14 protein-coding genes are annotated in these 21,671 nt (G+C 45.0%); 12 read left to right on the forward strand and 2 right to left on the reverse strand.

What is annotated here, in order from left to right; genetic code table 11:
* Nucleotides 1-245: 245 nt before the first annotated feature.
* Nucleotides 246-2,807 carry a Cna B-type domain-containing protein gene (locus HMPREF9625_RS05605; RefSeq protein ID WP_009534885.1) on the reverse strand — a complete coding sequence of 854 codons (2,562 nt, stop codon included), beginning with the start codon at nucleotides 2,805-2,807 and terminating at the stop codon, nucleotides 246-248.
* Nucleotides 2,808-3,122: 315 nt separating this feature from the next.
* Between HMPREF9625_RS05605 and HMPREF9625_RS05610 the strand changes: the two genes are divergently transcribed.
* From HMPREF9625_RS05610 to HMPREF9625_RS05630, 5 genes are all read left to right on the forward strand, one after another.
* Nucleotides 3,123-4,283, forward strand: coding sequence for an efflux RND transporter periplasmic adaptor subunit (locus HMPREF9625_RS05610; protein ID WP_009534884.1), 1,161 nt, complete (start codon nucleotides 3,123-3,125; stop codon nucleotides 4,281-4,283).
* A gap of 6 nt (nucleotides 4,284-4,289) precedes the next feature.
* A complete protein-coding gene (locus HMPREF9625_RS05615) occupies nucleotides 4,290-7,370 on the forward strand; it encodes an efflux RND transporter permease subunit (protein ID WP_009534883.1) in 3,081 nt (1,026 codons plus the stop codon).
* Between the two features lie 148 nt (nucleotides 7,371-7,518).
* Entirely contained in the window at nucleotides 7,519-8,718 is a 1,200-nt protein-coding gene (locus HMPREF9625_RS05620; protein ID WP_009534882.1) for a hypothetical protein, read from the forward strand.
* Between the two features lie 235 nt (nucleotides 8,719-8,953).
* Nucleotides 8,954-10,306: a hypothetical protein gene (locus HMPREF9625_RS05625; protein WP_009534881.1), complete on the forward strand. Its 1,353-nt coding sequence runs from the start codon at nucleotides 8,954-8,956 to the stop codon at nucleotides 10,304-10,306.
* Between the two features lie 135 nt (nucleotides 10,307-10,441).
* Nucleotides 10,442-11,350, forward strand: a complete 909-nt coding sequence (locus HMPREF9625_RS05630) for a glycosyltransferase family 2 protein (RefSeq protein WP_009534880.1) — start codon at nucleotides 10,442-10,444, stop codon at nucleotides 11,348-11,350.
* 319 nt (nucleotides 11,351-11,669) lie between these two features.
* Here HMPREF9625_RS05630 and HMPREF9625_RS05635 read toward each other — a convergent pair whose 3' ends face one another.
* The gene (locus HMPREF9625_RS05635) at nucleotides 11,670-13,175 is read right to left on the reverse strand and encodes a 4Fe-4S dicluster domain-containing protein (RefSeq protein ID WP_009534879.1); all 1,506 of its coding nucleotides are present in this window, start codon (nucleotides 13,173-13,175) and stop codon (nucleotides 11,670-11,672) included.
* A gap of 255 nt (nucleotides 13,176-13,430) precedes the next feature.
* Between HMPREF9625_RS05635 and HMPREF9625_RS05640 the strand changes: the two genes are divergently transcribed.
* The 7 genes from HMPREF9625_RS05640 to HMPREF9625_RS05675 all read left to right on the forward strand — a co-directional run bounded on the left by HMPREF9625_RS05640 (nucleotide 13,431) and on the right by HMPREF9625_RS05675 (nucleotide 21,437).
* Nucleotides 13,431-14,894 (forward strand): hypothetical protein, encoded by a 1,464-nt coding sequence (locus tag HMPREF9625_RS05640; protein ID WP_009534878.1) that lies wholly within the window; start codon nucleotides 13,431-13,433, stop codon nucleotides 14,892-14,894.
* 83 nt (nucleotides 14,895-14,977) lie between these two features.
* Nucleotides 14,978-16,621, forward strand: a complete 1,644-nt coding sequence (locus HMPREF9625_RS05645) for a Na+/H+ antiporter NhaC family protein (protein ID WP_009534877.1) — start codon at nucleotides 14,978-14,980, stop codon at nucleotides 16,619-16,621.
* Nucleotides 16,622-17,058: 437 nt separating this feature from the next.
* Nucleotides 17,059-17,289, forward strand: coding sequence for an acyl carrier protein (locus HMPREF9625_RS05650; RefSeq protein ID WP_009534876.1), 231 nt, complete (start codon nucleotides 17,059-17,061; stop codon nucleotides 17,287-17,289).
* Nucleotides 17,290-17,354: 65 nt separating this feature from the next.
* Complete coding sequence (gene accD, locus HMPREF9625_RS05655; protein ID WP_009534875.1) at nucleotides 17,355-18,227, forward strand: acetyl-CoA carboxylase, carboxyltransferase subunit beta; 873 nt, start codon at nucleotides 17,355-17,357, stop codon at nucleotides 18,225-18,227.
* 80 nt (nucleotides 18,228-18,307) lie between these two features.
* Nucleotides 18,308-19,117 carry an acetyl-CoA carboxylase carboxyltransferase subunit alpha gene (locus HMPREF9625_RS05660; protein WP_009534874.1) on the forward strand — a complete coding sequence of 270 codons (810 nt, stop codon included), beginning with the start codon at nucleotides 18,308-18,310 and terminating at the stop codon, nucleotides 19,115-19,117.
* A gap of 120 nt (nucleotides 19,118-19,237) precedes the next feature.
* Nucleotides 19,238-20,269 (forward strand): 3-oxoacyl-ACP synthase III family protein, encoded by a 1,032-nt coding sequence (locus HMPREF9625_RS05665; protein WP_009534873.1) that lies wholly within the window; start codon nucleotides 19,238-19,240, stop codon nucleotides 20,267-20,269.
* A gap of 259 nt (nucleotides 20,270-20,528) precedes the next feature.
* Entirely contained in the window at nucleotides 20,529-21,437 is a 909-nt protein-coding gene (locus HMPREF9625_RS05675; RefSeq protein WP_009534872.1) for a nitronate monooxygenase, read from the forward strand.
* The last annotated feature ends 234 nt before the right edge of the window (nucleotides 21,438-21,671 follow it).

The raw sequence follows: 21,671 nt of genomic DNA on the forward strand, positions 1-21,671 counted from the left end.
TGAAAAAATATCCTTCCTGCCGTAAAGATTCCTTAAAACTATAAATTTTTTTTTTGGATAGAAAGTTTTTTGAATAGAGAATTGAAACCTTTAAACTTGTTCAGAATAGGGAAGAAGAGAAGTTGCAAAAAAAAACCGACCTCCAATTGTTAGAATTTTAGGTCTAACTTTTGGGGGTCGGTACACGGCTTATGCCGTTTCTGTCGGTTTTTTATATAGTATTACTTGGAATGGAGATTTATCTTTTATCTCTTTGCTCTTTTTCTTTCATAAAGAACCGTTGCCGTAAGGCCGCAAGCTGTTAAAGCGAAGAATAAAAGGTAGATCGGCATCCGTGAAGCATCTTCCGTTTTTACAATTCCTCGTCCTGCTCCCAAAACGGAAGGGACGGTCTTGTCTACACCAAGCACAGTAGCGACTGTTTCCGGATTGCTTTCGGGATCACGATTCTTTCCCAAGACATTTCCGGGAGTGGGCTCTGTAGGAGTACCGGGTGTATTGGGACTCGGCTTCGGCGGATTTCCGCCACCGCCATTTCCTCCGCCACCGTTTCCACCGCCGTTAGGACTTGTGGGAGGAACGTCGTTTTTTGTATTGACAAAGACGTTCACATAGCCGGTAGCCGGATCGTTCTGTGTTGTTGCCGTATAGCCGGAAACATTTTCCTCGGTAACTTTGTAACGGATTTCTTTACCATTTGCATCAAGCTTTGGCATATCAAAGCTATGCTGCCAAGCGTTGCCCTCGTTTAAGGTATAAGTAGCTACCTTCTCATTGTTGGCAAAAAGCTGAACATTTAAGTGATCAGGGTGTGCTCCGCTTCCTTTCCATTTCTTTGTAACCGGGATAACAACATTTCCTCCGTTATAGTTCGTGATGGTGAATTTGTTCTCATCGGAACCGGAGATAGCGGCATTAAATCCTGCTATGTTTTCCTCGGAAACGGTGTACACGATTTCCCCTCCGTCAGCACCTTCCTTCGGAAGATTGGAGAAGGATGCCTTCCAGTCGTTTGCTGCGGATAATTCTACCGAAAGATTATCATCCTTAACGCCGTTCTTTAAAACGAAAACCGTAACCTTATCAGGTTTGTTGGTTGCAAGAGTCGGATCTAAAACCCATATCTTTTCAACGGAAAAGCTTGTGCTCTTTTTCTTTACTTCCTTTTTCTTATTCAGCACTTCCACTTCCACAGTAGACCCGTTTGCGATGGAATCCTCAAAATCCTTCTTGCTGATGGTACGGGGAGTGGAATTCTTCTCGTAGCCTTTCGGAGCTTCCACCTCGGTCAAGACATAGTCGGCTTTCAAAACATTTTCCAACTTTGCAATACCGCTATCATCGGTCACAATGGTCTTTGTATATTTAGTCTTAGGATTAACTAAAGTAAACTTTGCTCCCTGCAGAGCTTTGCCGTCATCTCCGACTTTCTTAATCTGAATATTGAAATTTTGTCCGTTTAAGAAACCGCCGGCTTCACTGACTACAAAATCTCTAAGCTTTTCTGCGGGAACAATTCCCTTACCGGTAAGCTCTGCTGAATTATTGAATTTATCGCCATTTTTAAAAGCTTCGTTAATCTCAACATAATAGCTAAGTTCATAACCGTCATCAGGAGCAAGAGTTCCTAAAGAATAGCTAAAACTTCTTCCATCTGCGGAATATTTTGGGCTATCCGCTACTGCCGGAGCATAATCATCAGGGTTCTGTCTATTTCGAAGGCTCCAACTGTTACCTCGATTGGCATCGGTGTCATCAGGGGCATTCTTCCAAGCACCATTCTGATAAGCTCCGGAACGCCAGATTCCTTTTCTAAGAACAGGAGCATACTTATCAATATCAGCCTGATTCAAGTTCAGTTTTGTAAAATGATTTTTTACATCAAAGTAAGTCAGCGCATCACTCTGCAGTGTGTCGGTAAAAACAATATTTTCATAGCTTGTAGCACCGGAGTCCTTTTTAATATTTCTCATATCCAGGGTCATTGTGTAATGGATTAAGTAATGGGTATTCCCGTCCTGGTCTACAAGCGGATAAAGTTTATAGTCGCGATCCTTATAAAAGCTTTTCGGATTTTCTTTTGTTACAATCTGATACTCTATATTGTAGTTGATGACCGTTTGTCCGTTGATTTCCATCTTAAGCGGAGCACTTGTTGTGGACGCTACCTTTTCTTGGTCAATTCTCGTATTAAAGTATACCTCTCCATCCGTACCGCTGTAGTTTTCGGCATCCTTAGTGAAGGTGATGAGGATTTCCTTGGTCGTCTCATTGTAGCTTCCTTTAGCCAGAGTTTTCCCGCCTGTTCCCGAAATGTTAAAGCTCGTGTCTGTGGACTTTAATTCCTTGGGAAGCTGGATGGAGATATAGTCGTTCTCTTTAATATTTAAGCCCCGCACCTTAATCTTTGCTTTAAATTGCAGATTCTGATAGCTGTAAAGGCTTCCGCCATTCTGCAAAGGGGTATCATTGTTTATCAAGAACTCCGGGTCGTATATAGCACCTTCAATTTGCTTGCCTGTGCTTTCTAAAGAGGTGCTTAATGCGGCTGCCATTGGGACTGTGCTGTCGCTTGCGGTATAGGCTTCCAATTCCGTGCTGAAAAGTTCCGCTTCGTTCGTATTTTCACTTGTCGAAAGCGCTGTTTTTTCCGTGCTTTCACCGGTCGAAAGCGTTGTCTCATACGTATTTTCGCTTGCTAAAAGCGCTGTCCCGTTGCTGCTGCCTTCTGCGTTCGCAAAGGAAAACCCCTGCCAAACCATCACAAGAGCAAGCAAGAGGGACAAAATCTGTCTCTTTGCTTTCATGTTCTTCTTCTCCTCAAAAACAAAAAATTAAATATATTTACGATTAGTTACTTTAACATATAGATTCAATATTTCAATATAAAGAAAAGAATATCGTAGAATAAAAAAAATTATCATAGAAGAAATTGATTTAATGATATTAGATTATAATTTTTTATAATTCTTCTTCAATTCGCCATAGTGTGATTTCTCTATTTATGAAAAGGAGAAAAAATTCGAGAGAATAGAAAAGAAAAATGCATTCCGACTTTATGGATATTCAGTTTAAATCGTGCTACCATTTGTACATATCTTGCTGATAGAGAGGGATAAGCTATGGGTAAAAAGCTAAAATATATTGTCGGTATTTTGATTATCGGCGTACTGCTGTTTTTCGTGTTTTTACGTCTTACAAAGCCAAAGGAAGAGGTGGAAGCGAAAGCGCTGCCGACTGTCACGACCATTTCCATGGAAAAAGGGAATATTTCCGTAAAAGAAGAGCTTCTCGGAGAGATTTCCGCAAACGAGCAGTTCGTATTACTCAGTAAGATTTCCGGAGAGGTTTTGGAGATTTATAAGGAAAATGGAGCGGAAGTCAAAAAGGGGGAGAAGATTGCTCTTTTAGATAACCAAAAGCAGATTGATGCGGCAAAGTACAGTCTGGAGCAGGCGAGGGCACAGGCGCAGGTGGCGTCGGACAGCCGGGACAGGCTGGCAGCACTTAGGGATTCGGGCGATATTTCCGTACAGGATTTTGAAACGGCGAATGCACAGGCGAAGGCTATGGATGCACAAGTTAAGGCGGCTAAGCTGAATTATGACACACAGCTTGAGTTTGCATCGATCACTGCGCCGGCAGACGGCATTTTACAAAACAGCATTCTGGTGCAGGGCGCCTTTGTTCCGCAAGGAACACAGCTTGGCACGCTTATGGGATCCGGTGCACAGCAGCTGAACTTTTTCGTTACGGAAGAGTTGGTAAAAAAACTGCAGCTTGGGCAGGGGGTTGTTGTGGAAAAGGGAAAGGAGAGCCATACCGGTTCCATCACGGAGATTTCTTCTGTCCTTGTTCCGCAGACCGGACTCTATCCGGTTAAGGCGAGCGTGGAAAACACAGCTTTTCCGGAGGGCTCCAAGGTGAAGCTGAGTCTCATAAAGGACAGTCGCTCCGATGTGGAGACCCTTCCTGTTAATGTGATTTATTACGAAAATGAAGAGGCCTTTGTTTACATTTTTGAGAGGACAGAGGGAGAGGAAGGGGTTCTTCGCAAGAAAAAGTTGGAGCTTGGGCTTATGGGAGAGGAGAAGGTCGAGATTCTTTCCGGTTTAAGTCCGGATGATCAAGTGGTTTCCTCCTGGAATAATGAGATGTATGACGGAGCCAAGGTGAGATTGCAGGCTGAATCCGGAAAAGCAGGGCAGACAAAAGATGAGCCGGTGCAAAAAGAGTCTGTAACAGAAAGCACAAAAGAGTCTGTAAAAGAAGAAAAGGGGTAGAAGCGGATGATATCGATTACGAAATTGGTTCTGCGCCGCCCGGTTTCGACTTTCCTTGCGGTGCTTTCACTCGTGTTTTTTGGCTTTATTGCCTTTACGACCATGAAGATGGAATTGCTCCCGGACATGAATTTTCCCTACATGATTGTTACCACCGTTTATCCCGGTGCTTCTCCCGAGGATGTGGATGAGCTTATTTCCAAACCGGTTGAAGAAGAGGTTTCTCTCCTTTCCAATGTGCAGGAGGTGCAATCCCGTTCCATGGAAAATCTTTCCATGGTCATCATTCGCTACCGTTACGGCACAAACATGGATAAAGCCTATGACAATTTAAAAAAGAAGCTGGATGTTTTAAAGGCGAATCTCCCCGAGGATGCCGAGGATCCCTCTTATGTAGAGTTTGATATCAATGCACAGCCCGGCATGGTTCTTGCCGTTTCGGATAAGACGAAGGGAAATCTCCATAATTATGTGGAGAACAGGATAGAGCCTGAGCTGGAGAAGCTTTCTTCGGTTGCGTCCATTTCTTTGTCCGGCGGTCAGGCGGAGTATGTTCGCGTGGAGCTGTCGGAGGAGAAGCTTGCCCAGTATCATTTGACCATGGAAAATATTATCCAGATGATCAAAGCTTCCGACTTTACCTATCCTGCCGGAAAGACAAACTACGGGAAGCAAAATCTGTCCCTTAGCGTATCGCAGGATTATTCCACGATTGAGAAATTAAAGAACCTGCCTCTTACCACGGGCACCGGCAGTACTTTATACTTAAGGGATCTTGCGACTGTGGGTTCAGCGCTGGAAGAAGAGAACAGCATCGGGCGATATAATGGGGAAAATACCGTCAGCCTGAGTTTAACGAAGTCGCAGGCTGACTCGGATATAGGGATGAGTCAGGATGTAAAAGCGGTTATCAAGGACTTGGAAGCGCGGAATCCGAATCTTTCTATCCATATTATTCAGGACAATGCGGACAGCATTAAATCCTCCCTTTCCAGTGTTTTTCAGACCATGATTATGGCGGTGGTCATTTCCATGGCAATCATTTTCTTTTTCTTCGGAGACTGGAAAGCGTCTCTTATTGTGGGCTCTTCCATTCCGATGGCGATTCTCGGTGCCATTGTCTTTATGTATGCCATGGGCTACAGCATGAATATGCTGACTCTGTCCGCTTTGGTACTGGGTGTGGGCATGATGGTGGATAATTCCATCGTTGTTTTGGAGGCGTCTTTCCGTGCGATGGACGAGGTTCAGGAGGAAAGAAGGTCGAGGAGGGAAGCGGCGATTTCCGCAGTGCGGATTGTAGGAGCTTCCGTCTTCGGCTCCACCCTCACCACCTGTGTGGTTTTCCTCCCGCTCGGCTTTTTAAAGGGAATTTCGGGACAGTATTTTAAGCCGCTGGGCTTTACGATTGTCTTTTGTATGTTGGCATCTTTGCTTTCTGCAATTACGATTGTCCCGCTCTGCTTTACTCTCTATAAACCGAAGGAAAATGAGAAAGCAGTGGCTTATCGAGCCGTACGGAGTTTGCAGGATTCCTACAGAGAAGTGATTGGGCGCTTTTTACGGCATAAGAAGCCGGTGGTTTTGGGCACCTTCCTTATCCTTCTTTTGTCTCTGTTTCTTGCGACGCAGATTCAGTCTGAACTGATGCCGGAGATTGACAGTGCAACCGTACAGATTTCCATTACCCAAAAGCCCGGTTTAAATACGGAAGAAAAGAAGAAGACGATTTTGGAAATAGAGGAAATGGTGTCGAAGGATCCGGATGTGGAACGCTATACCACCATTTCCGGAGGGGGAGAAGGGTTTTCCGCCTTGTACGGATCAAACGGCACGAGTACCGTGACGGCGTATCTTAAGAAGAAACGCTCCATGTCTACAAAAGAAAAGGCCAAGACTTGGGAGAAGCTCCTGGAAACAAGGCCGAATGAAGTGATTTCGGTAAAATCCGTAAGTGATGCCAATTTCGGGGCAAGTGATGAGGATGTCAAGACAACGGAGGGCTATGAGGTCACTTTAAAAGGATCAGACTTAGATATTCTACGAGAAAAGAGCAATGCTATTGTTACGGAAATGCAAAAAATGGATAGCCTTACCGGAATTCATTCCAGTTTGGAAAATGCCGCTCCGCTCTTAAAGGTGGAGGTCGATCCTTTAAAGGCTGCGGCAGAGGGGCTAAGCCCCGTTGTGGTCGGACAAAGCCTGAATACGATTTTGGCCGGAAAAGCAGTTATGAAAATGGACTTAAACGGAGAAAAGGCGGATGTTCGGGTGGAATATCCGAAGGATAGCTACGATACGCTGGAAAAGCTGAAGAATATTCGTTTTTCCACACCAAGTGGCGGTATCGTTTCCTTAGACAGTATCGCTACTGTCAAATTCACGGATTCCCCGGCAAGTATTCTTAGGGAAGATAAGAAATACCAGGTGAGCATCTCTGCACACTATACGGAAAAGGCGGATAAAAATACGAAGAAGGAAGTGGATAAGCTCGTGGACTCGTATCTTGGAGAGGATTTGCAGATATCCGAGAGCATAAGGACACAAAATATGAGAGAAGAGTTTACCGACCTCTTCCGTTCCATTGCCATTGCAGTCTTTTTGGTCTTTGTTGTGATGGCGGGACAGTTTGAGTCCTTACGTTTCAGCTTCATGGTTATGACTACAGTGCCTTTCGCTATGATTGGTTCTTTCGGACTGCTCTGGCTCTTTGATGCGACCATTTCCATGACTTCCCTTCTCGGCTTTTTGATGCTGGTCGGAACGGTAGTAAACAACGGAATTCTCTATGTGGATACCGTAAATCAATATCGAGAGGAAATGCCGCTTGAAAAAGCCATAGTGGAAGCCGGAGCAACAAGACTCCGTCCTATCCTCATGACGACTCTTACGACTGTCCTTTCCATGGTACCGATGGCGATGGCTATCGGGGAAAACGGAAAGCTTATGCAGGGACTGGCTCTTGTTGATGTGGGAGGACTGACTGCGTCCACTCTGCTTGCGCTTCTCCTCCTTCCGGTGTATTACAGGATAATGTATGGGCGAAAGAAAACACCAAATCTTCACAGTATTGCTATAGAAATGTAAAAAGTAAGATGAAACTGTATGCTATAGTAGAGGGCGACAGAGTGGAGTTTCCTTTCAGGTAAAGAGTTTAGATACGAGAGACACTTTAGTTGAATTAAGAAGCAATTCTGTTTAGTGAATGAATGTATCTTGGTTTTTGGAGGATAAAATGAAGAAAAAGGGTCTGATTTTACCGATTTCCTGCATTGTTGCGAGTATGGCGTTTACCCCTTCCTTTGCGGCAGGACGTTACGGTTTTTCGGAGAATGTGGATACGGCACCGATGCAGACTTCCTATGAGAGGGAGAAAACTGCGGAGGAATGGGCAAGTCTTCGGGATAATACGATTTCCTGGGAGGAAATCGATGCTTTGGTGCATGAGTACAATCCTACGGTTTCTTCTCTTTGGATTAATTTTCGTGACAGTGACCGTAGAGGTTCTTACAATATTGATGTGGAGTCGGCGCGCTCTGCGGTAGAAGATGCCTATGAGAAAGCGCTTCTTGCTGCAAATGGAAATGCGGTTCAGGAAGCCTTGGCAGAGTTACAGTATCAGAGTGACAGCAATACCTTTTCTGCCGATGCAGTGGCACAAAACAGCGATAGGGAGCTTGCGAAGCTTTCCATAGAACAGACGGAAAAGAATACGATAGAAACGATTAAGAAGTCCTTTATCAGTAGAGAGAACGGCATCTTACAAAGACAGATTGATGCCTTAAATCTGGAAGATGCACGGAGTGACAAGGAAACCGCCGAGAGAAAGAAGGCTGTCGGACAGGCTACGGAAATCGATGTTTTAACGGCAAAGGCTGCAGCGGATCAGGCAGAAATTCAGTTAATGAGTGATGACAGTACCGTGAAGAAGACTTCGGAGCTTTTGCAAGTGAGTCTTGGCTGGAAAGCAAATGCCGAGCCCGTTTTCCCGACGATTCCGGAGACGGCAAAAGAAAGTGTTGAACAGATTTCCCTTTCGGAAGACACGAAGAAGGCTGTAGACAATAATTTGAGTCTGCAAATCAACGAAAGAAAGTTGAATCTTTCCGAGGGGGAAGCCAATAGAGAGAACTTATCCAAAAGAATAGAGAATCAGAAGGAAAAGATTCAGTCGGATCTGCTTTCCCGCTATCAGAGCTTAAAGCAGGCACTGGACGCGCAGGCACAGGCTGTTTTACAGGAGGAAAATACGAGAAAAAGCTATGAAAAGGCGGAGCGAAGCTTGCAGCTTGGAACAATCAGCGTAAAAGCAAGAAATAAGGCGAAAAACGCCTATACCATTGCCGGCTTACAGAAGAAGCAGGCAGATTTAAAGCTTACGGAAGAATATCTTGATTATCGTGCAGGAGTGAGCGGACTTGCCACTGCGGAGTAGAGCATTATAGGAAGAAGACCCTAGTAAAGAATTGTATAGATGAGACAAGTGTGTATAAAATAAGCTCGAATACAATCAGCATAAATACACTGAGCATAAACACAATTAGTAAAAAATGCGTATAAACACAATGCGTATAAACACAATGCGTATAAACACAATGCGTATAAACACAATGCGTATAAACACAATGCGTATAAATACAATGCGTATAAATAAAATGAGTGGAAAAAAGATGAATAAAAATACAATGAGCGGAAATGAAAAGTGTGCGTATAAGGCTGAATCAAAGTGGAAGAATGGAATAGAGAAGAAGGCTTTGATAGCACTTTGTTCCTTCTCTCTGCTTTCTCTCTCCGCTTTTCCCTCTTTTGCGGAGAATGCCAATAATAATGTAGAGAGCGGTACAAACAATACTGTAAGCGGCGATGCAAATGCTTGGAATCTGGAAGACAACAGCATTTCTTTTTTTGAGGTTCCGGAGCTGGTGAATCACTACAGCAGTATAGCGGAGATGGAAAAGGATCTGATTTCCCAAAGCACGAAGGGAATGGAGGGGGTAAAATCTGCTGTAAAGGAGCAGAAGGCGGATATTGTAGATGCTCTTTCCGACAATATTTCCCTCCTGAAGGATCAAAGGGACAATACAGAAGATAAGACTGTAAAGGAAGCACTCGGAAAAGAGATTGCAAAGCTGGAGAAGGTCAAGAACAGTAAGAAGATTCTTCCCGGACTGGACAGCAGCTTGGTCGAGGCAAATTATGCTTTAACGGAGCTTGCAAAGACGGATAAGGAGATGACGAAAGCGGAAAAGAAGACGGAAAAGTCTATTCGTTCTCAGTTTCTGACCGGAAAGGCTCTGCTCTCCGATGCGATGCAGAATCTTCTTTTCAGCTATGCACAGACGGAAAATACTCGTAAGATGCTGGAAAAACGGGTAAGTCTTATGCAAAGAAGTCTGGATAAAATAAGAAAAGAGCAGAGTCTTGGCAAGGCGACCGGAAATGATGTTGCCGCGGCGGAGCTTTCCTTAAAATCGGCTGAGGCGGATCTTAATAAGCTAAGAGACGGAATGGACACGATGAAGAGAAACATCGGCTTAAGTCTGGGCTGGCACATGAATACCTATCAGAATATAACGATAGAAAGCATTCCGGATTTTCCGAGAGAGTACTTAAACGGAAGGAATCAGGAGACGGACTATCAAGCTGTTTTGGCAAGAAACAGTGAATATGGTGAGATTCTTCGGGAAAAAGAGAAGAACATTACCGGCTGGACGGAGAAGAAACAAAAGGAAAGAGAAAAGTCGGAAGAGATTCGCAGTGCTGTGGAGGCTTTATGGGCAACGGTGGAGGAAAAGGCTCTTGCCTTAAAGATGGCGGAAACAAACGCGTCTCTTTCTCAATTAAAGAAGGATCGAGCCGCTCGGATGGAGGCGCAGGGACTTATTAGCAGAGTTGATGCGGAAGGCATGGAGCTGGATGCCCTTTCTTCTGAGAATGCGTATGAAAATGCCCGTTTGGATTATAATCAGGCAGTTTTTCGCTATGAAGAAGCGGTGAAGAAGGGAATTCTGAGTTTAGAATAGGGAACAAAGAATAAAAAAAGAAAGAACAAAAGAACAAAAGAACCAAAGAACCAAGAAATAGGGGCTTGTTCGTTTAAAATAGCAGAAAGCAGTTAGCAAGAAAATTCTTAATCTCAGATCAGAAAGCAGAGAACAATGGAAAAAGAGCTGTGGAAAAAGAGGAAATTGGAAAAGGGCGGGAAGCTTTGGAATAAAGTAAAACGAGGCTTTCTTTCCGTTTCATCGAAAGAGCGGAAAGAGAAGGATAGAAGGGATGAGCGGGTAGAGCATGTTTTTGTAGTGCCTTGCTACGGAAAGTCCCCTTATCTGGAAACGATGCTCCGGTCTTTACTTGCGCAGAAAAAAAAGTCGCCCATCTACCTCTGCACTTCCACGGAAAGTTCCTTTTTACAGGAGCTTGCCAAGAAATACCATCTGCCCCTCTATATTCGAAGAAAAGAGCCTTCCTTGGCAAAGGACTGGAATTTTGCTTTGGAGATCGGCAGGAAGAGAGGGAAACTTGTGACGATTGCGCATCAGGATGACTGCTACCATGAGGACTATAGCTTTGCAGTCTGCCATGCGTACCGGAGCTTCCCGGACGGAAGCCTGATTTTTACCCAGGCAGAGGATATCAATGCCGAAGGAGAAAAAATCCCGAATGTTTCCGAAAAAATCAAAAGATTGCTTCGCCTGCCCTACTGCTTAACGAAAAAGACAAATGAGCTACCCTATAAACTCTTACCGCTTTCCTTCGGAAATCCCATACCCTGCCCAAGCTGTACCTATGTGATGGACAAAACCCCGGAATTTCTTTTTGACAATAAGAGTAAATTTGTAACAGACTGGCGGGCCTTTCTCCGACTGGCAAAAGCGGAAGGCAGGTTTCTTTATGTCAAAAAACCGCTCTTATACTACCGAAGACATCCCTCTTCGGAGACACGTAAGCAGATGAAGGACAATCGGAGAAGAAAAGAAGAACGGGAGGTATTACAGAGCATACACGGGAAGCTCTTAGGCGGAATCCTTTCCTTCGTCTATTCCGCATCTTCCCTCTTTGCCTGATGGATAGCAATAAATTAGGACTGTAGAAAGAGTTTTGGTTTTTCGTGCAGTTGTAGGTCTGAATTCGGGGTAATCTGAGCCCGTCAGCACTTGCTGAAAGCGAGCGTAAGCGACGCTTGAAGCTTAGTACTGCTAAGGGGGTACCTTTTCTTTAGAAAAGTACCCCCTGTACGCAGACCAACTTCTTTCAGAAGTTGCTTTGCAAAGCAAAGTGAGCAGTGGTTAACAAAAAACCACTGCTCAGTCAAGGCGAAGTTAGCGAGAGCGTGCCCCGGATTTAGACCTACACTGCAGAAAAGAACTTTCTACAGTCCGTTTTTTAATTCTTAACAAGTGGCGCAGGCGAAGCCTGAGACATCGTGTTCTCCCTCATCATGCTGAACTGATCCATGGGATAGTTCTTCAGATTGTCCAATACCTTTCTGGTATCCGCTTCTTCCATCAGGCTTTCTCTAGCCTTCTTAATCTCACTCTCCGCCTTATGTCTGGAAGGTCCACCCACACAGCCGCCTTCGCAAGCCATGCCTTCGATAAAATCCTCCGGAAGCTTGCCGACCTTTAAAAGGGAAAGTGCAGTGACACAGGCTTTCCCGCCGGAGCAGGCACGAAGCTTAATATTGGTGGTATCTTCGCCTCTTTCCCGCATGCATTCCATAACGGCATTGGCAACACCGCCGGAGCTTGCAAAGCCCTTACCCCAGAGGGAGGCTTCCTGATATGCCTTTACTTCCGGCTCCATGCTGATGTCTTTGGAACGTAACAAGGAAGTAAATTCTCCGAAGGAGAGTACATAATCCGCATTTCCTTCGATTCCCATCTCTTGTGACTCCGACTTCTTTGCCATGCAGGGTCCGATAAAGACGGTGATACAACCCGGATGAGTCGCTTTTAAGTAGCGGGAAACGGCTGCCATGGGAGAAATAGTTTGGGACATATTTTCATGATACTGATCCGGAAAATGTCTCTTTAAAAGGTGGATAAATGCCGGGCAGCAGGAGGTAGTCATCTTCTTTCCTTCTTTTCTTGCTTCCGACCACTCAAGAGCCTCGTAAGCTGCCGTCATGTCTCCGCCCAGTCCTACTTCCACCATATCGGTAAATCCCAGCTTCTTTAAAGCGGTTCGGATAGAGCCCATGGAAATGTCTTTTCCGAATTGCCCTTCCGTTGCCGGAGCACACATCGCAAAGACTTCTTTTCCGGTCTGAATTGCTTCAATAACATTCAGAATATAGGTTTTTGTGGAAATGGCACCGAAGGGGCAGGAGTGTACACACTGTCCGCAGCGGATACAGCGCTCATCATCGATAACACAAAGTCCGTTCTCATCATAGGTAATGGCATTGACCGGACAGGCCTTTTTACAGGGACGGGTGAGCTGCGCAATAGCACTGTAGGGACAGGCCGAGGCACAGAGCCCGCACTCTTTACATTTCATTGGATCAATGTGTGCACGCTGGTCGGTCATGGTGATTGCGCCGAAATGACAGCTGTTCTGGCAGGCTTTGCCGAGACACAGACGGCAGTTGTCCGTTACGGAGTAGGAAGAAATGGGACACTCTTCACAAGCCGGGTCGATAACCTGAATAACATTGTTTGACTGCCTGTGCGGATTCGCATTTTCATTGCAGGCCAGACGCACTCTTCTACGCAGTATTTCTCTTTCCTTATATACACAGCAGCGGAAGATTGCCTTCGGTCCCGGAGAAATCTCCCGAATCAGCTTTTCTGTACTCTCTTGATTAACGTTGTTTTCCCATGCAAGTCTTGCAAGACCTTCAATTACCCTGTGTTTCAGGGGGATAAAACCCTTATCATTGGTTACCATAGCGTTTCTCCTTATAAACCATAGACTCTGCTCTTTCAGGGGCGCACCCTGTCAACTCGGAGGTAGTATAACATATTTTTAACAAAGTGTTGTTCTTTTTCCGAAAATGCCTTTCCGCGCTTATCCAAGACCTGCAGACAGCCGATAAACAATTGCAGGGATGTTTTTTGTTCGCGTGCAATGATTTAGAAAAGAGAGATATGGCTGAGTGAAGCGAAGTCTCTTGTGAATTAGTGTATGAGAGAGGGAGAGCTTATGTCGCTAATGGATATTATTTTCGGAGAATCCGAAGAGGGCAGTCCTCTGAGTGAAGAGGAGATGATTTTAAAGCCGGTACGTGTTCTTGGCGTAACAGGGGAAAAAATTACAACCGTGAGCATCGGAGAAAGCTTGGATATCGTACAGGAAAAGGAAGAAGGACTGATTCGTTTGGTTCAGCGAAATGAGAGGAATGAGGAGATACGAAGCCTTATGAGCTGTCCTTATCCTCAAAATGCGGATGCCAGAAAAGAGCTTGTGGATATGATGACATCCGTAAAGCTCGATATTGCCAATGCTTATCTAACGGGAAGAGAGTGTATTCGAATTCCAAGAAGTAAATACGAACTTTTTATTTACATGAGAAGACGTCCTACGATTCCGATTGATATGAATAAATTAAGCAGAGAATTGTCTTCCGGTGAGGCACGGGAAAATGTGGGGATGTTTCGCTCCTTTATGGAAAAAAACCCGCGTTTAAATATTTATGCGTCAGTGGATTCTCTTGCCATGGATACGGCGTATCGTATTTTGAAACAGGAGTTTAAGGCCTTGAGCAATGTGCGCTTTATTCCGCTGGATAATCCGAAGAAAAAGGAAATCAGCTGGGATGATCCGCGGATTCAGGAGAGTTTACGTTATACCCCGAACGTCGCCTCTATCGGACTGGGAATAAGCGGTGGAGAAAAGCCGCAATATGGTCTGGAACTTCTGAATGAGGACATTACTTCCGTAGTGATGAAGGCCTCCTTATTGGGGCACCACAGTTGCAATATTCGTGAATGTATGATTGATGCCCAGGCGGTGGGCCATGCTAAAGCGATGTGGGAACTGGGAACAAAACGGGGAAAGAGTCCTGAATTCATTCAGAAAACAATAGAGGACCTGGCTTTTGAAGATGCCTGCTATCGTATTTCGGAGAGCAGTGCGAGAGCCATTATTGAGCATGCACGGCAAAGAGGTTTTTGTGAAGGAGAGGACATCGGGCTGATTCGGGTTCCTGTTTTAGACAGATTTTTACTTTTGAATCTGTTCAGGCAGGCGGATGACGGTTTCTTGGTCTATGAGGAGTCGAAAGGCTTTCAATATTATAAGGATGTGACCGGAAAGCTGGTCATTCAGTTTGGATGGACAAAGGACGGATTTTGGTATATTGCTCCTCCGGATAAGGGGGAGCGTGAAATTCGTGCCGATGCGGCTCAGGTCATGCTGGAAGGAAAATATCTGAAAGCCTTACAAAAAATTTTGAAATCCAATCGAAATCGTTCTGTAAGCGGTGCTTTTGCAAAGCTCAGAGAATTTATTGAATCCTATCAGAAACTGGGTATGGGATTAAATGAGCAGCAGGAATGTATCCGTACTGCAAGAGATTATTTCGAAGGAGAGGATATGGAAGAAATCATGATGGTAATCGAGGAGATATTGTCTACACACTCCTTGTATGAAAACTTCGGTTTCTAGATTTTTTAAGGTGATGCAGGAAAGAACGGCATCACCTTTTTAAAGAGAGTGAAAATTCGCTTTACTCAGGTGGAAAGGGCATTATGAAGGAAGAACGAAAGAAAATCATTTCTTTAATTTCCGTGGGAGCGGTGCTTCTTTTCCTTGTGGTGGCCTATTTTACAACGACAGAGGATACGGTGCAGGAAAGTTTTTGGTCTTTGCTTCCTCCGCTGATAGCGATTGTGCTTGCGCTCGGTACGAAGGAAGTGTACAGCTCCCTTTTTATAGGCATTCTCTCAGGAGGACTGCTCTTTAGCGGATTCAGTTTTGAGGGAAGTATCCGGCATATTTTTATGGACAGCATTATTCCTGTGCTCAGTACCTCCGCCAATGTGGGAATCATTTGTTTTCTTGTGATTCTGGGAATGATGGTACAGTTAATCAATAAGACGGGAGGCTCTCGAGCCTTTGGAGAATGGACCAAGGGCGTGATTGAGACAAGAAGCGGAGCCATGCTTGCTACAGTGGCGCTAGGCTGTCTCATCTTTATTGACGACTATTTTAACTGTCTTACCCTAGGCTCGGTCATGCGGCCTGTAACGGACAAACACAGAATCAGCAGAGCGAAGCTTGCTTATATTATTGATACCACGGCAGCGCCTATATGTATCATTGCTCCCATTTCCTCCTGGGCCGCAGCTGTTTCGGGTTTTGTGGAAGGGGAGGATGGGATGAAGATTTTTTTAGAGACCATTCCCTATAATTTTTACGCTTTGCTTTCTATTTGTATGATGCTCTTCCTTATTATATTGAAGGTGGATTTTGCTTCGATGTGGGTTCACGAAAGGAATGCGGAGGAAAAAGGAGATTTATTTACAACTGCGGAAAGACCTTACGGAGAAGGGGAAGAGGATAAAGGGAATAAAGGGAAAACAGGAAGCATTCCGGATATGCTTGTTCCCATTTTTTTACTTATTCTATCCTGTATTATCGGCTTGATTTACTCCGGCGGCTTCTTTGCGGGGGCTGATTTTATCACTGCTTTTTCCCATTCCGATGCACCTACCGGTTTGGTGCTCGGTTCTTTTATGGCACTTGTAATCAGCCTCATCTATTATTTATCAAAAAAAGCCATTTCTTTTCAAGAAGCGATGAACTGCCTGCCCGAGGGCTTTAGGCAAATGGTACCTGCAATCCTGATTCTTACCTTTGCTTGGAGCTTAAAAGCTATGACAGACAGCCTTGGCGCAAAGGAGTTTGTTTCTGAACTGGTGGAAGGAAGAGCGGACACTATGCTTTCTTTCCTTCCGAGCTTTGTATTTCTTATCGCCGTAGGGCTCTCTTTTGCAACAGGAACTTCATGGGGAACATTCGGTATCTTGATTCCTATCGTGGTGGGGGTTTTTGATAAATCGGATTACAACATGATGATTATTTCTATTGCTTCCTGTATGGCGGGAGCGGTTTGCGGAGATCACTGTTCTCCTATTTCCGATACGACGATTATGTCTTCAGCGGGAGCGCAGTGCGTGCATTTGAACCATGTTAGTACGCAGCTTCCTTATGCCATTTTGGTAGCCTTGGTATCCTTTTTTGCCTATATTATGGCAGGGTTTATAAAAAATCCGTGGGTCTCCTTTTCGGCGGCTGCCATTCTGCTTTTTTTCATTCTATTGCAAATAAAACATATTCAGATAGCGAGAGAAGAGGAAAGACAGAGAAAAAAAAGAAGGGTATTACGTTAGAACTTTGCGACAAGCCCGATGAAATGTCGGGTTACTTTACTCTATTTCCGGAACTTATTATTCAATCCACTAAAAGAATTACATAAACTAAAAGAATTAAATAAATTAAAAGAACTAGATCAACTTGAAGAATTGAATAAACCGGAAACATGAAATGGGATAAAATATTAAATAAAATAAAAATATCAAATATTTTATTTATTCATTAAAACGCCTTAAGTAGTTTTTGAAACTGCTTAGGGCGTTTTTGAAACTACATATCTTAAAAAAATATTTCATTGATTTTAATTATATAGACCATTATAGTATATCTGCTAAATAGTTAAATATATTTTATCTTTTCCGGAAGAGAGAACACTGCTGACCGAAGTATAGGAAAGAATAATCGGTTATTCGTTACTCCCTAAATCATCCGGAATATTGTGAAAGGAGAACAAATGGAATTCGAGAGATTAAAAGAGATTATTGTAGACACTTTGGCTTGTGATGAGGAGAAGGTTACTTTAGATGCGGACATGGAGAAGGACTTGGAAATTGATTCCCTTTCCTTGGTGGAACTCCACATGGCTTTAGAGGATGAGCTGTCTGAGACCATTCCGGACGGAGAAATCGGAAAGCTGCATACCGTAAAGGACATTCTCGATTATGTAAACAGTATAAAGGGCTAAGCGGCCAGGCAAGAAACTTTTATGAATAGCCGGATTTCATGTTGAAGAACAGTTCAGGAGGGAGTATGCAGTCACCGATTAAAACCTTGGTAGATATGGTGAAGGACAGGGATTTAAAGCAAAAAGCACTTTCCGATAGAGTGGGCAGTACAGCGCCGATAAAAATCCCTTCTGCCTTTATTGCCTGTAAAAAGTGTGGAAGAAGGGCGCTTCGCGCTCGCTGGGAGGAGCATCTTTTCGTATGTCCTAACTGCGGAAGCTATGCGGCGGTTGGCGCTTATTACCGTTTGGAAAAGCTTTATGATTCGGGAACTTTTCAGGAATTGGATAAGGATATTGCAGTAAGGGATCCCTTGGATTTTCCGGACTATAAAGAGAAGGTAAAGGAACTGGAAAAAAAGACCGGTTTAAAAGAAGCAGTAGTTTCTTCCAAAGGAAAAATCGGAGGCATTCCTGTGGTAGCTTTGGTCATGGACAACCGTTTTTTAATGGGGTCCATGTCTCAAGCGGTCGGCGAGAAAATTACAAGGGGAATTGAAGAAGCGGATAGACTTCGTTGTCCTCTTATTATTTTTTCGGCATCCGGTGGAGCAAGGATGCAGGAGGGAATCTTCAGCCTTATGCAGATGGCGAAAACCTCTGCGGCAGTGGAATTGTTTTCCGAGCACGGCGGACTCTTTATCAGCGTTTTAACCCATCCTACGACAGGAGGGGTTACGGCGAGCTTTGCCACTTTAGGAGATATTACCTTGGCGGAGCCGGGAGCACTCATCGGCTTTGCGGGACCGCGCGTCATTGAGCAAACCATCAATCGTAAGCTTCCGAAGGGGTTCCAAAAGGCGGAGTACTTGGAAAAACATGGTTTTATTGATGCTATTGTGGAACGAAAAAATATGAGAGAGAGTTTAATGCAGATTCTTTCTCTTCATCAGGAGTAGAAACAGACGGTATTGTTTAGTCTTTTAAAGGATTTTGTTCGCAAAGCGTGAGGTTTTTGCCGGAAGCGGAAAGGAAGAATATGAGTCAGGAATTAGCGGAAAAGAAAGCGTTGGAGCCGGGGGAGAAGGTTTTCCTTGCCCGTCATCCCAAAAGACCGCATATTGAGGATTTTATTTCCCATATCTTTACGGATTTTTTTGAGCAAAAGGGAGACCACCTCTATGATGAAGACCGCTCTATTTACGGAGGGATTGCCCGTTTTCACGGAAAGCCGGTGACAGTGCTCGGTCATAAAAAAGGGAAGGGCATGGAGGAAAATATCGCCTGCAACTTCGGCATGCCCTGCCCGGAAGGTTATCGTAAAGCAAAGAGACTGATGGAACAGGCGGAAAAGTTTCATCGTCCGATTATCACCTTCATTGATACGCCGGGAGCTTATCCCGGACTGGAAGCGGAGGAGCACGGACAGGGTGAAGCGATTGCAAGGAATCTTGCTTTTATGAGTTCTCTTCATGTTCCAATTATCAGTATTATCAGCGGAGAAGGAAACTCCGGAGGGGCACTGGCCATCGGCGTCGCAAATAAGATTCTTATGCTGGAAAATGCCATTTACTCCGTATTAAGCCCGGAGGGCTTTGCGACCATTCTTTGGAAAGACAGCTCGAAAGCGGGAGAGGCGGCAAAGGTGATGAAACTTACCGCGGAGGACTTAAAGGAAGCCGGTATTTGCGATGCTATCGTGCCGGAAGTCCCGGGCGGTGCTCAAGAAGATCCGGAGGCTTTGTTTTTGGAATTGGAAAAAGCACTGGAGAAAGTCCTTTCTTCCTATGAGGGAATGAGCCCGGAGGAGATTCGTAAGGATAGACTTAGGAAATACAGAAACATCTAACAGCATAATTCAGGAATGAACTGCCAAAGCGAAATAGAGGAGTGGTAAGCCGATGTGCTTCCATTCTCTTCCTGTAAAAGCTTAGGCGAAGACAAGATAAAACAAAAGAAATGAGGAAAGATGCAGGGATTAAAAATAATCGGACTGGGCTCGGCACTTCCCGGAAAGCGTGTCCATAATGATGATTTGGCCAAAATCATGGAGACCAGCGATGAGTGGATTTTCAGCAGGACAGGAATTCATGAGCGGCGCTTCTGCGAGAAAGAAGAAAGTGCGGCAACGCTTGCCATAAAGGCCGGAAAAGATGCACTGGAATCTTCCGGTATCTCCGCTTCGGATTTAGGGGTAATCCTTGTGGCGTCCATGTCACCGGATTTCACTGCCCCGAGTATGGCGGCCATTTTAGCAAAAGAGCTTTCTGCGGAAGAAGACTGCATTGCACTGGATATTAATGCGGCATGCAGCGGCTTTGTCTACGGCTTGGAAGTAGCAAGAGGACTTCTTGCGTCCTTGGAAAAGAAAAGAGCTTTGGTAGTCGGAACGGAGCAACTTTCCCGTCTTTTGAAAATGGAAGACAGAACCACCTCCGTACTCTTCGGAGATGGAGCCGGAGCGGCTGTGGTAGAGGAAAGCAATACGGACTATGCTTCCTTTTTAGGTTCCCGCGGGGATTTTTCCATCGTGTCTCCGTCTTTATATACCGGAGCCTTTGACGGCTTTTATGAGGACGGGACGGAGAATCCGGAGATACTCGGGCAGGGAGCAACGGAAGGAAAGCATGAGAAGATAGACCACCTTATGATGGACGGGAAATCGGTTTTCCTCTTTGCGATAGACATTATCCCAAGGTGTATAGAGGGGATTTTGAAAAAAACGGGAGAACGCTTGGAAGGGATAGACCATGTAGTGTGTCACCAGGCCAATTCCCGCATTATTCGAAACGTCGTTCGTCACCTGAAAGCGAAGCCCGAACAGTTTTTTGAAGATATGGAGCTCTACGGCAATACATCGGGGGCTTCCATTCCATTTGCCTTAAAAGATATGGAAGAGCAGGGACTCTTGAAAGAAGGGGAGAAGCTCCTCCTCATCGGCTTCGGCGCGGGGCTGACCTTCGGTGCCGTGGAGATTGTTTACGGGGAAGGCAAGAGATAATCGATTTCATGAAAGAAATAGAGAATGGGTTCTTCTGCATACTTTGTTGAAAGAGAAAAACGAAGGAGAAGAAGTGACAAAGAGGAGAAGAAGTGACAAAGAGCAGAAGAACCAAAGAGCAGAAGTATCAAAGAATAGAATAAGTAAAGAATAGAATAAGTAAAGAATAGAATAAGTAAAGAATAGAATAAGTAAAGAACGGAAGAAGTAAAGAAATAGCAGATATCGAAGTACGAAGAATGTTGAGGAAGGGCTAAAAATGCGATTAGACGAGATGCTGGGGATTCGTTATCCGATTATCCAGGGAGGAATGGCAAATATTGCAACGGGAAGCTTTGCTGCAGCTTGCTCCGAAGCGGGAGCACTGGGACTCATTGGTACCGGAGGAATTCGCGAGGCGGAGGGACTGAGAAAGGAAATCCGAATTTTACGGGAAAGAACGGAGAAGCCCTTTGGCGTGAACCTGATGCTCATGAATCCGGAAACGGAGAAGATGGTGCAAATCTGTATAGAGGAGAAAGTACCTGTAGTCACTACAGGTGCGGGAAATCCCGGTATCTACATGGAAGCGCTGAAGACAGCGGGCTGTAAAGTCATTCCGGTTGTAGCTGCGCCGATCCTTGCGGAAAGACTGGAGAAGCAGGGAGCGGATGCCGTGATTGCGGAGGGATGTGAGTCCGGAGGTCATGTCGGGGAAATGACAACGATGTGCCTGGTGCCGCAGACGGTAGACAGTGTGAATATCCCTGTCATCGCAGCGGGAGGCGTTGCGGATAAGAGGCAGCTAAAGGCGGTTTTTGCACTGGGGGCTGCCGGTGCGCAAATCGGAACCGCGCTTCTTGCGGCGGAGGAGTGTCCTATTCATGAGAATTATAAGGATGCGATTTTAAAGGCAAGAGGTTCAGACACCGTGGTTACCGGAAGAATCGCCGGAGTACCGGTTCGAATCTTAAAGAATCAGATGAGTAGAGAATACCTCCGACAGGAGAAGGCCGGAGCGGAGAAGATGGAACTCGAAAAGTTCACCTTGGGTTCCTTAAGAAGAGCGGTCTTTGAAGGAGATACAAAAACCGGCTCCCTTATGGCAGGACAGACCTGCGGACAGGTGGGGGAAATCCGACCGGTTGCCGAGATTTTAGCCGATATATGCTCCGGAATCATAGATTGATTTTTGCACCTTCGTTGCGGTTCCCTACGCCTCTCTTCAAAAGGCGCTCTCGCTCGACCTCGATAGAGCGGATACTAAGCATCAAACTTCGCGTGCGCTCGTTTTCTGCAAGTACCGGCGTCTTCACACGCTTTTTCAGAGAGGTGTAGGGCACCGCAACTAAAGAAATAATCAAAAATCAAAGTAACATGATAAGAGAGAAGTATAGGGAAGATTGTGAGGAAAAGGCAAGAA

The sequence above is a fragment of the Oribacterium parvum ACB1 genome (assembly GCF_000238055.2).
Lineage (GTDB): Bacteria > Bacillota > Clostridia > Lachnospirales > Lachnospiraceae > Oribacterium > Oribacterium parvum.

Bases quoted from the DNA above. Each gene is read 5' to 3' on its own strand.
- HMPREF9625_RS05605 (WP_009534885.1), bottom strand. From the start codon at position 2,807: ATGAAAGCAAAGAGACAGATTTTGTCCCTCTTGCTTGCTCTTGTGATG.
- HMPREF9625_RS05610 (WP_009534884.1), top strand. From the start codon at position 3,123: ATGGGTAAAAAGCTAAAATATATTGTCGGTATTTTGATTATCGGCGTA.
- HMPREF9625_RS05615 (WP_009534883.1), top strand. From the start codon at position 4,290: ATGATATCGATTACGAAATTGGTTCTGCGCCGCCCGGTTTCGACTTTC.
- HMPREF9625_RS05620 (WP_009534882.1), top strand. From the start codon at position 7,519: ATGAAGAAAAAGGGTCTGATTTTACCGATTTCCTGCATTGTTGCGAGT.
- HMPREF9625_RS05625 (WP_009534881.1), top strand. From the start codon at position 8,954: ATGAATAAAAATACAATGAGCGGAAATGAAAAGTGTGCGTATAAGGCT.
- HMPREF9625_RS05630 (WP_009534880.1), top strand. From the start codon at position 10,442: ATGGAAAAAGAGCTGTGGAAAAAGAGGAAATTGGAAAAGGGCGGGAAG.
- HMPREF9625_RS05635 (WP_009534879.1), bottom strand. From the start codon at position 13,175: ATGGTAACCAATGATAAGGGTTTTATCCCCCTGAAACACAGGGTAATT.
- HMPREF9625_RS05640 (WP_009534878.1), top strand. From the start codon at position 13,431: ATGTCGCTAATGGATATTATTTTCGGAGAATCCGAAGAGGGCAGTCCT.
- HMPREF9625_RS05645 (WP_009534877.1), top strand. From the start codon at position 14,978: ATGAAGGAAGAACGAAAGAAAATCATTTCTTTAATTTCCGTGGGAGCG.
- HMPREF9625_RS05650 (WP_009534876.1), top strand. From the start codon at position 17,059: ATGGAATTCGAGAGATTAAAAGAGATTATTGTAGACACTTTGGCTTGT.
- accD (WP_009534875.1), top strand. From the start codon at position 17,355: ATGCAGTCACCGATTAAAACCTTGGTAGATATGGTGAAGGACAGGGAT.
- HMPREF9625_RS05660 (WP_009534874.1), top strand. From the start codon at position 18,308: ATGAGTCAGGAATTAGCGGAAAAGAAAGCGTTGGAGCCGGGGGAGAAG.
- HMPREF9625_RS05665 (WP_009534873.1), top strand. From the start codon at position 19,238: ATGCAGGGATTAAAAATAATCGGACTGGGCTCGGCACTTCCCGGAAAG.
- HMPREF9625_RS05675 (WP_009534872.1), top strand. From the start codon at position 20,529: ATGCGATTAGACGAGATGCTGGGGATTCGTTATCCGATTATCCAGGGA.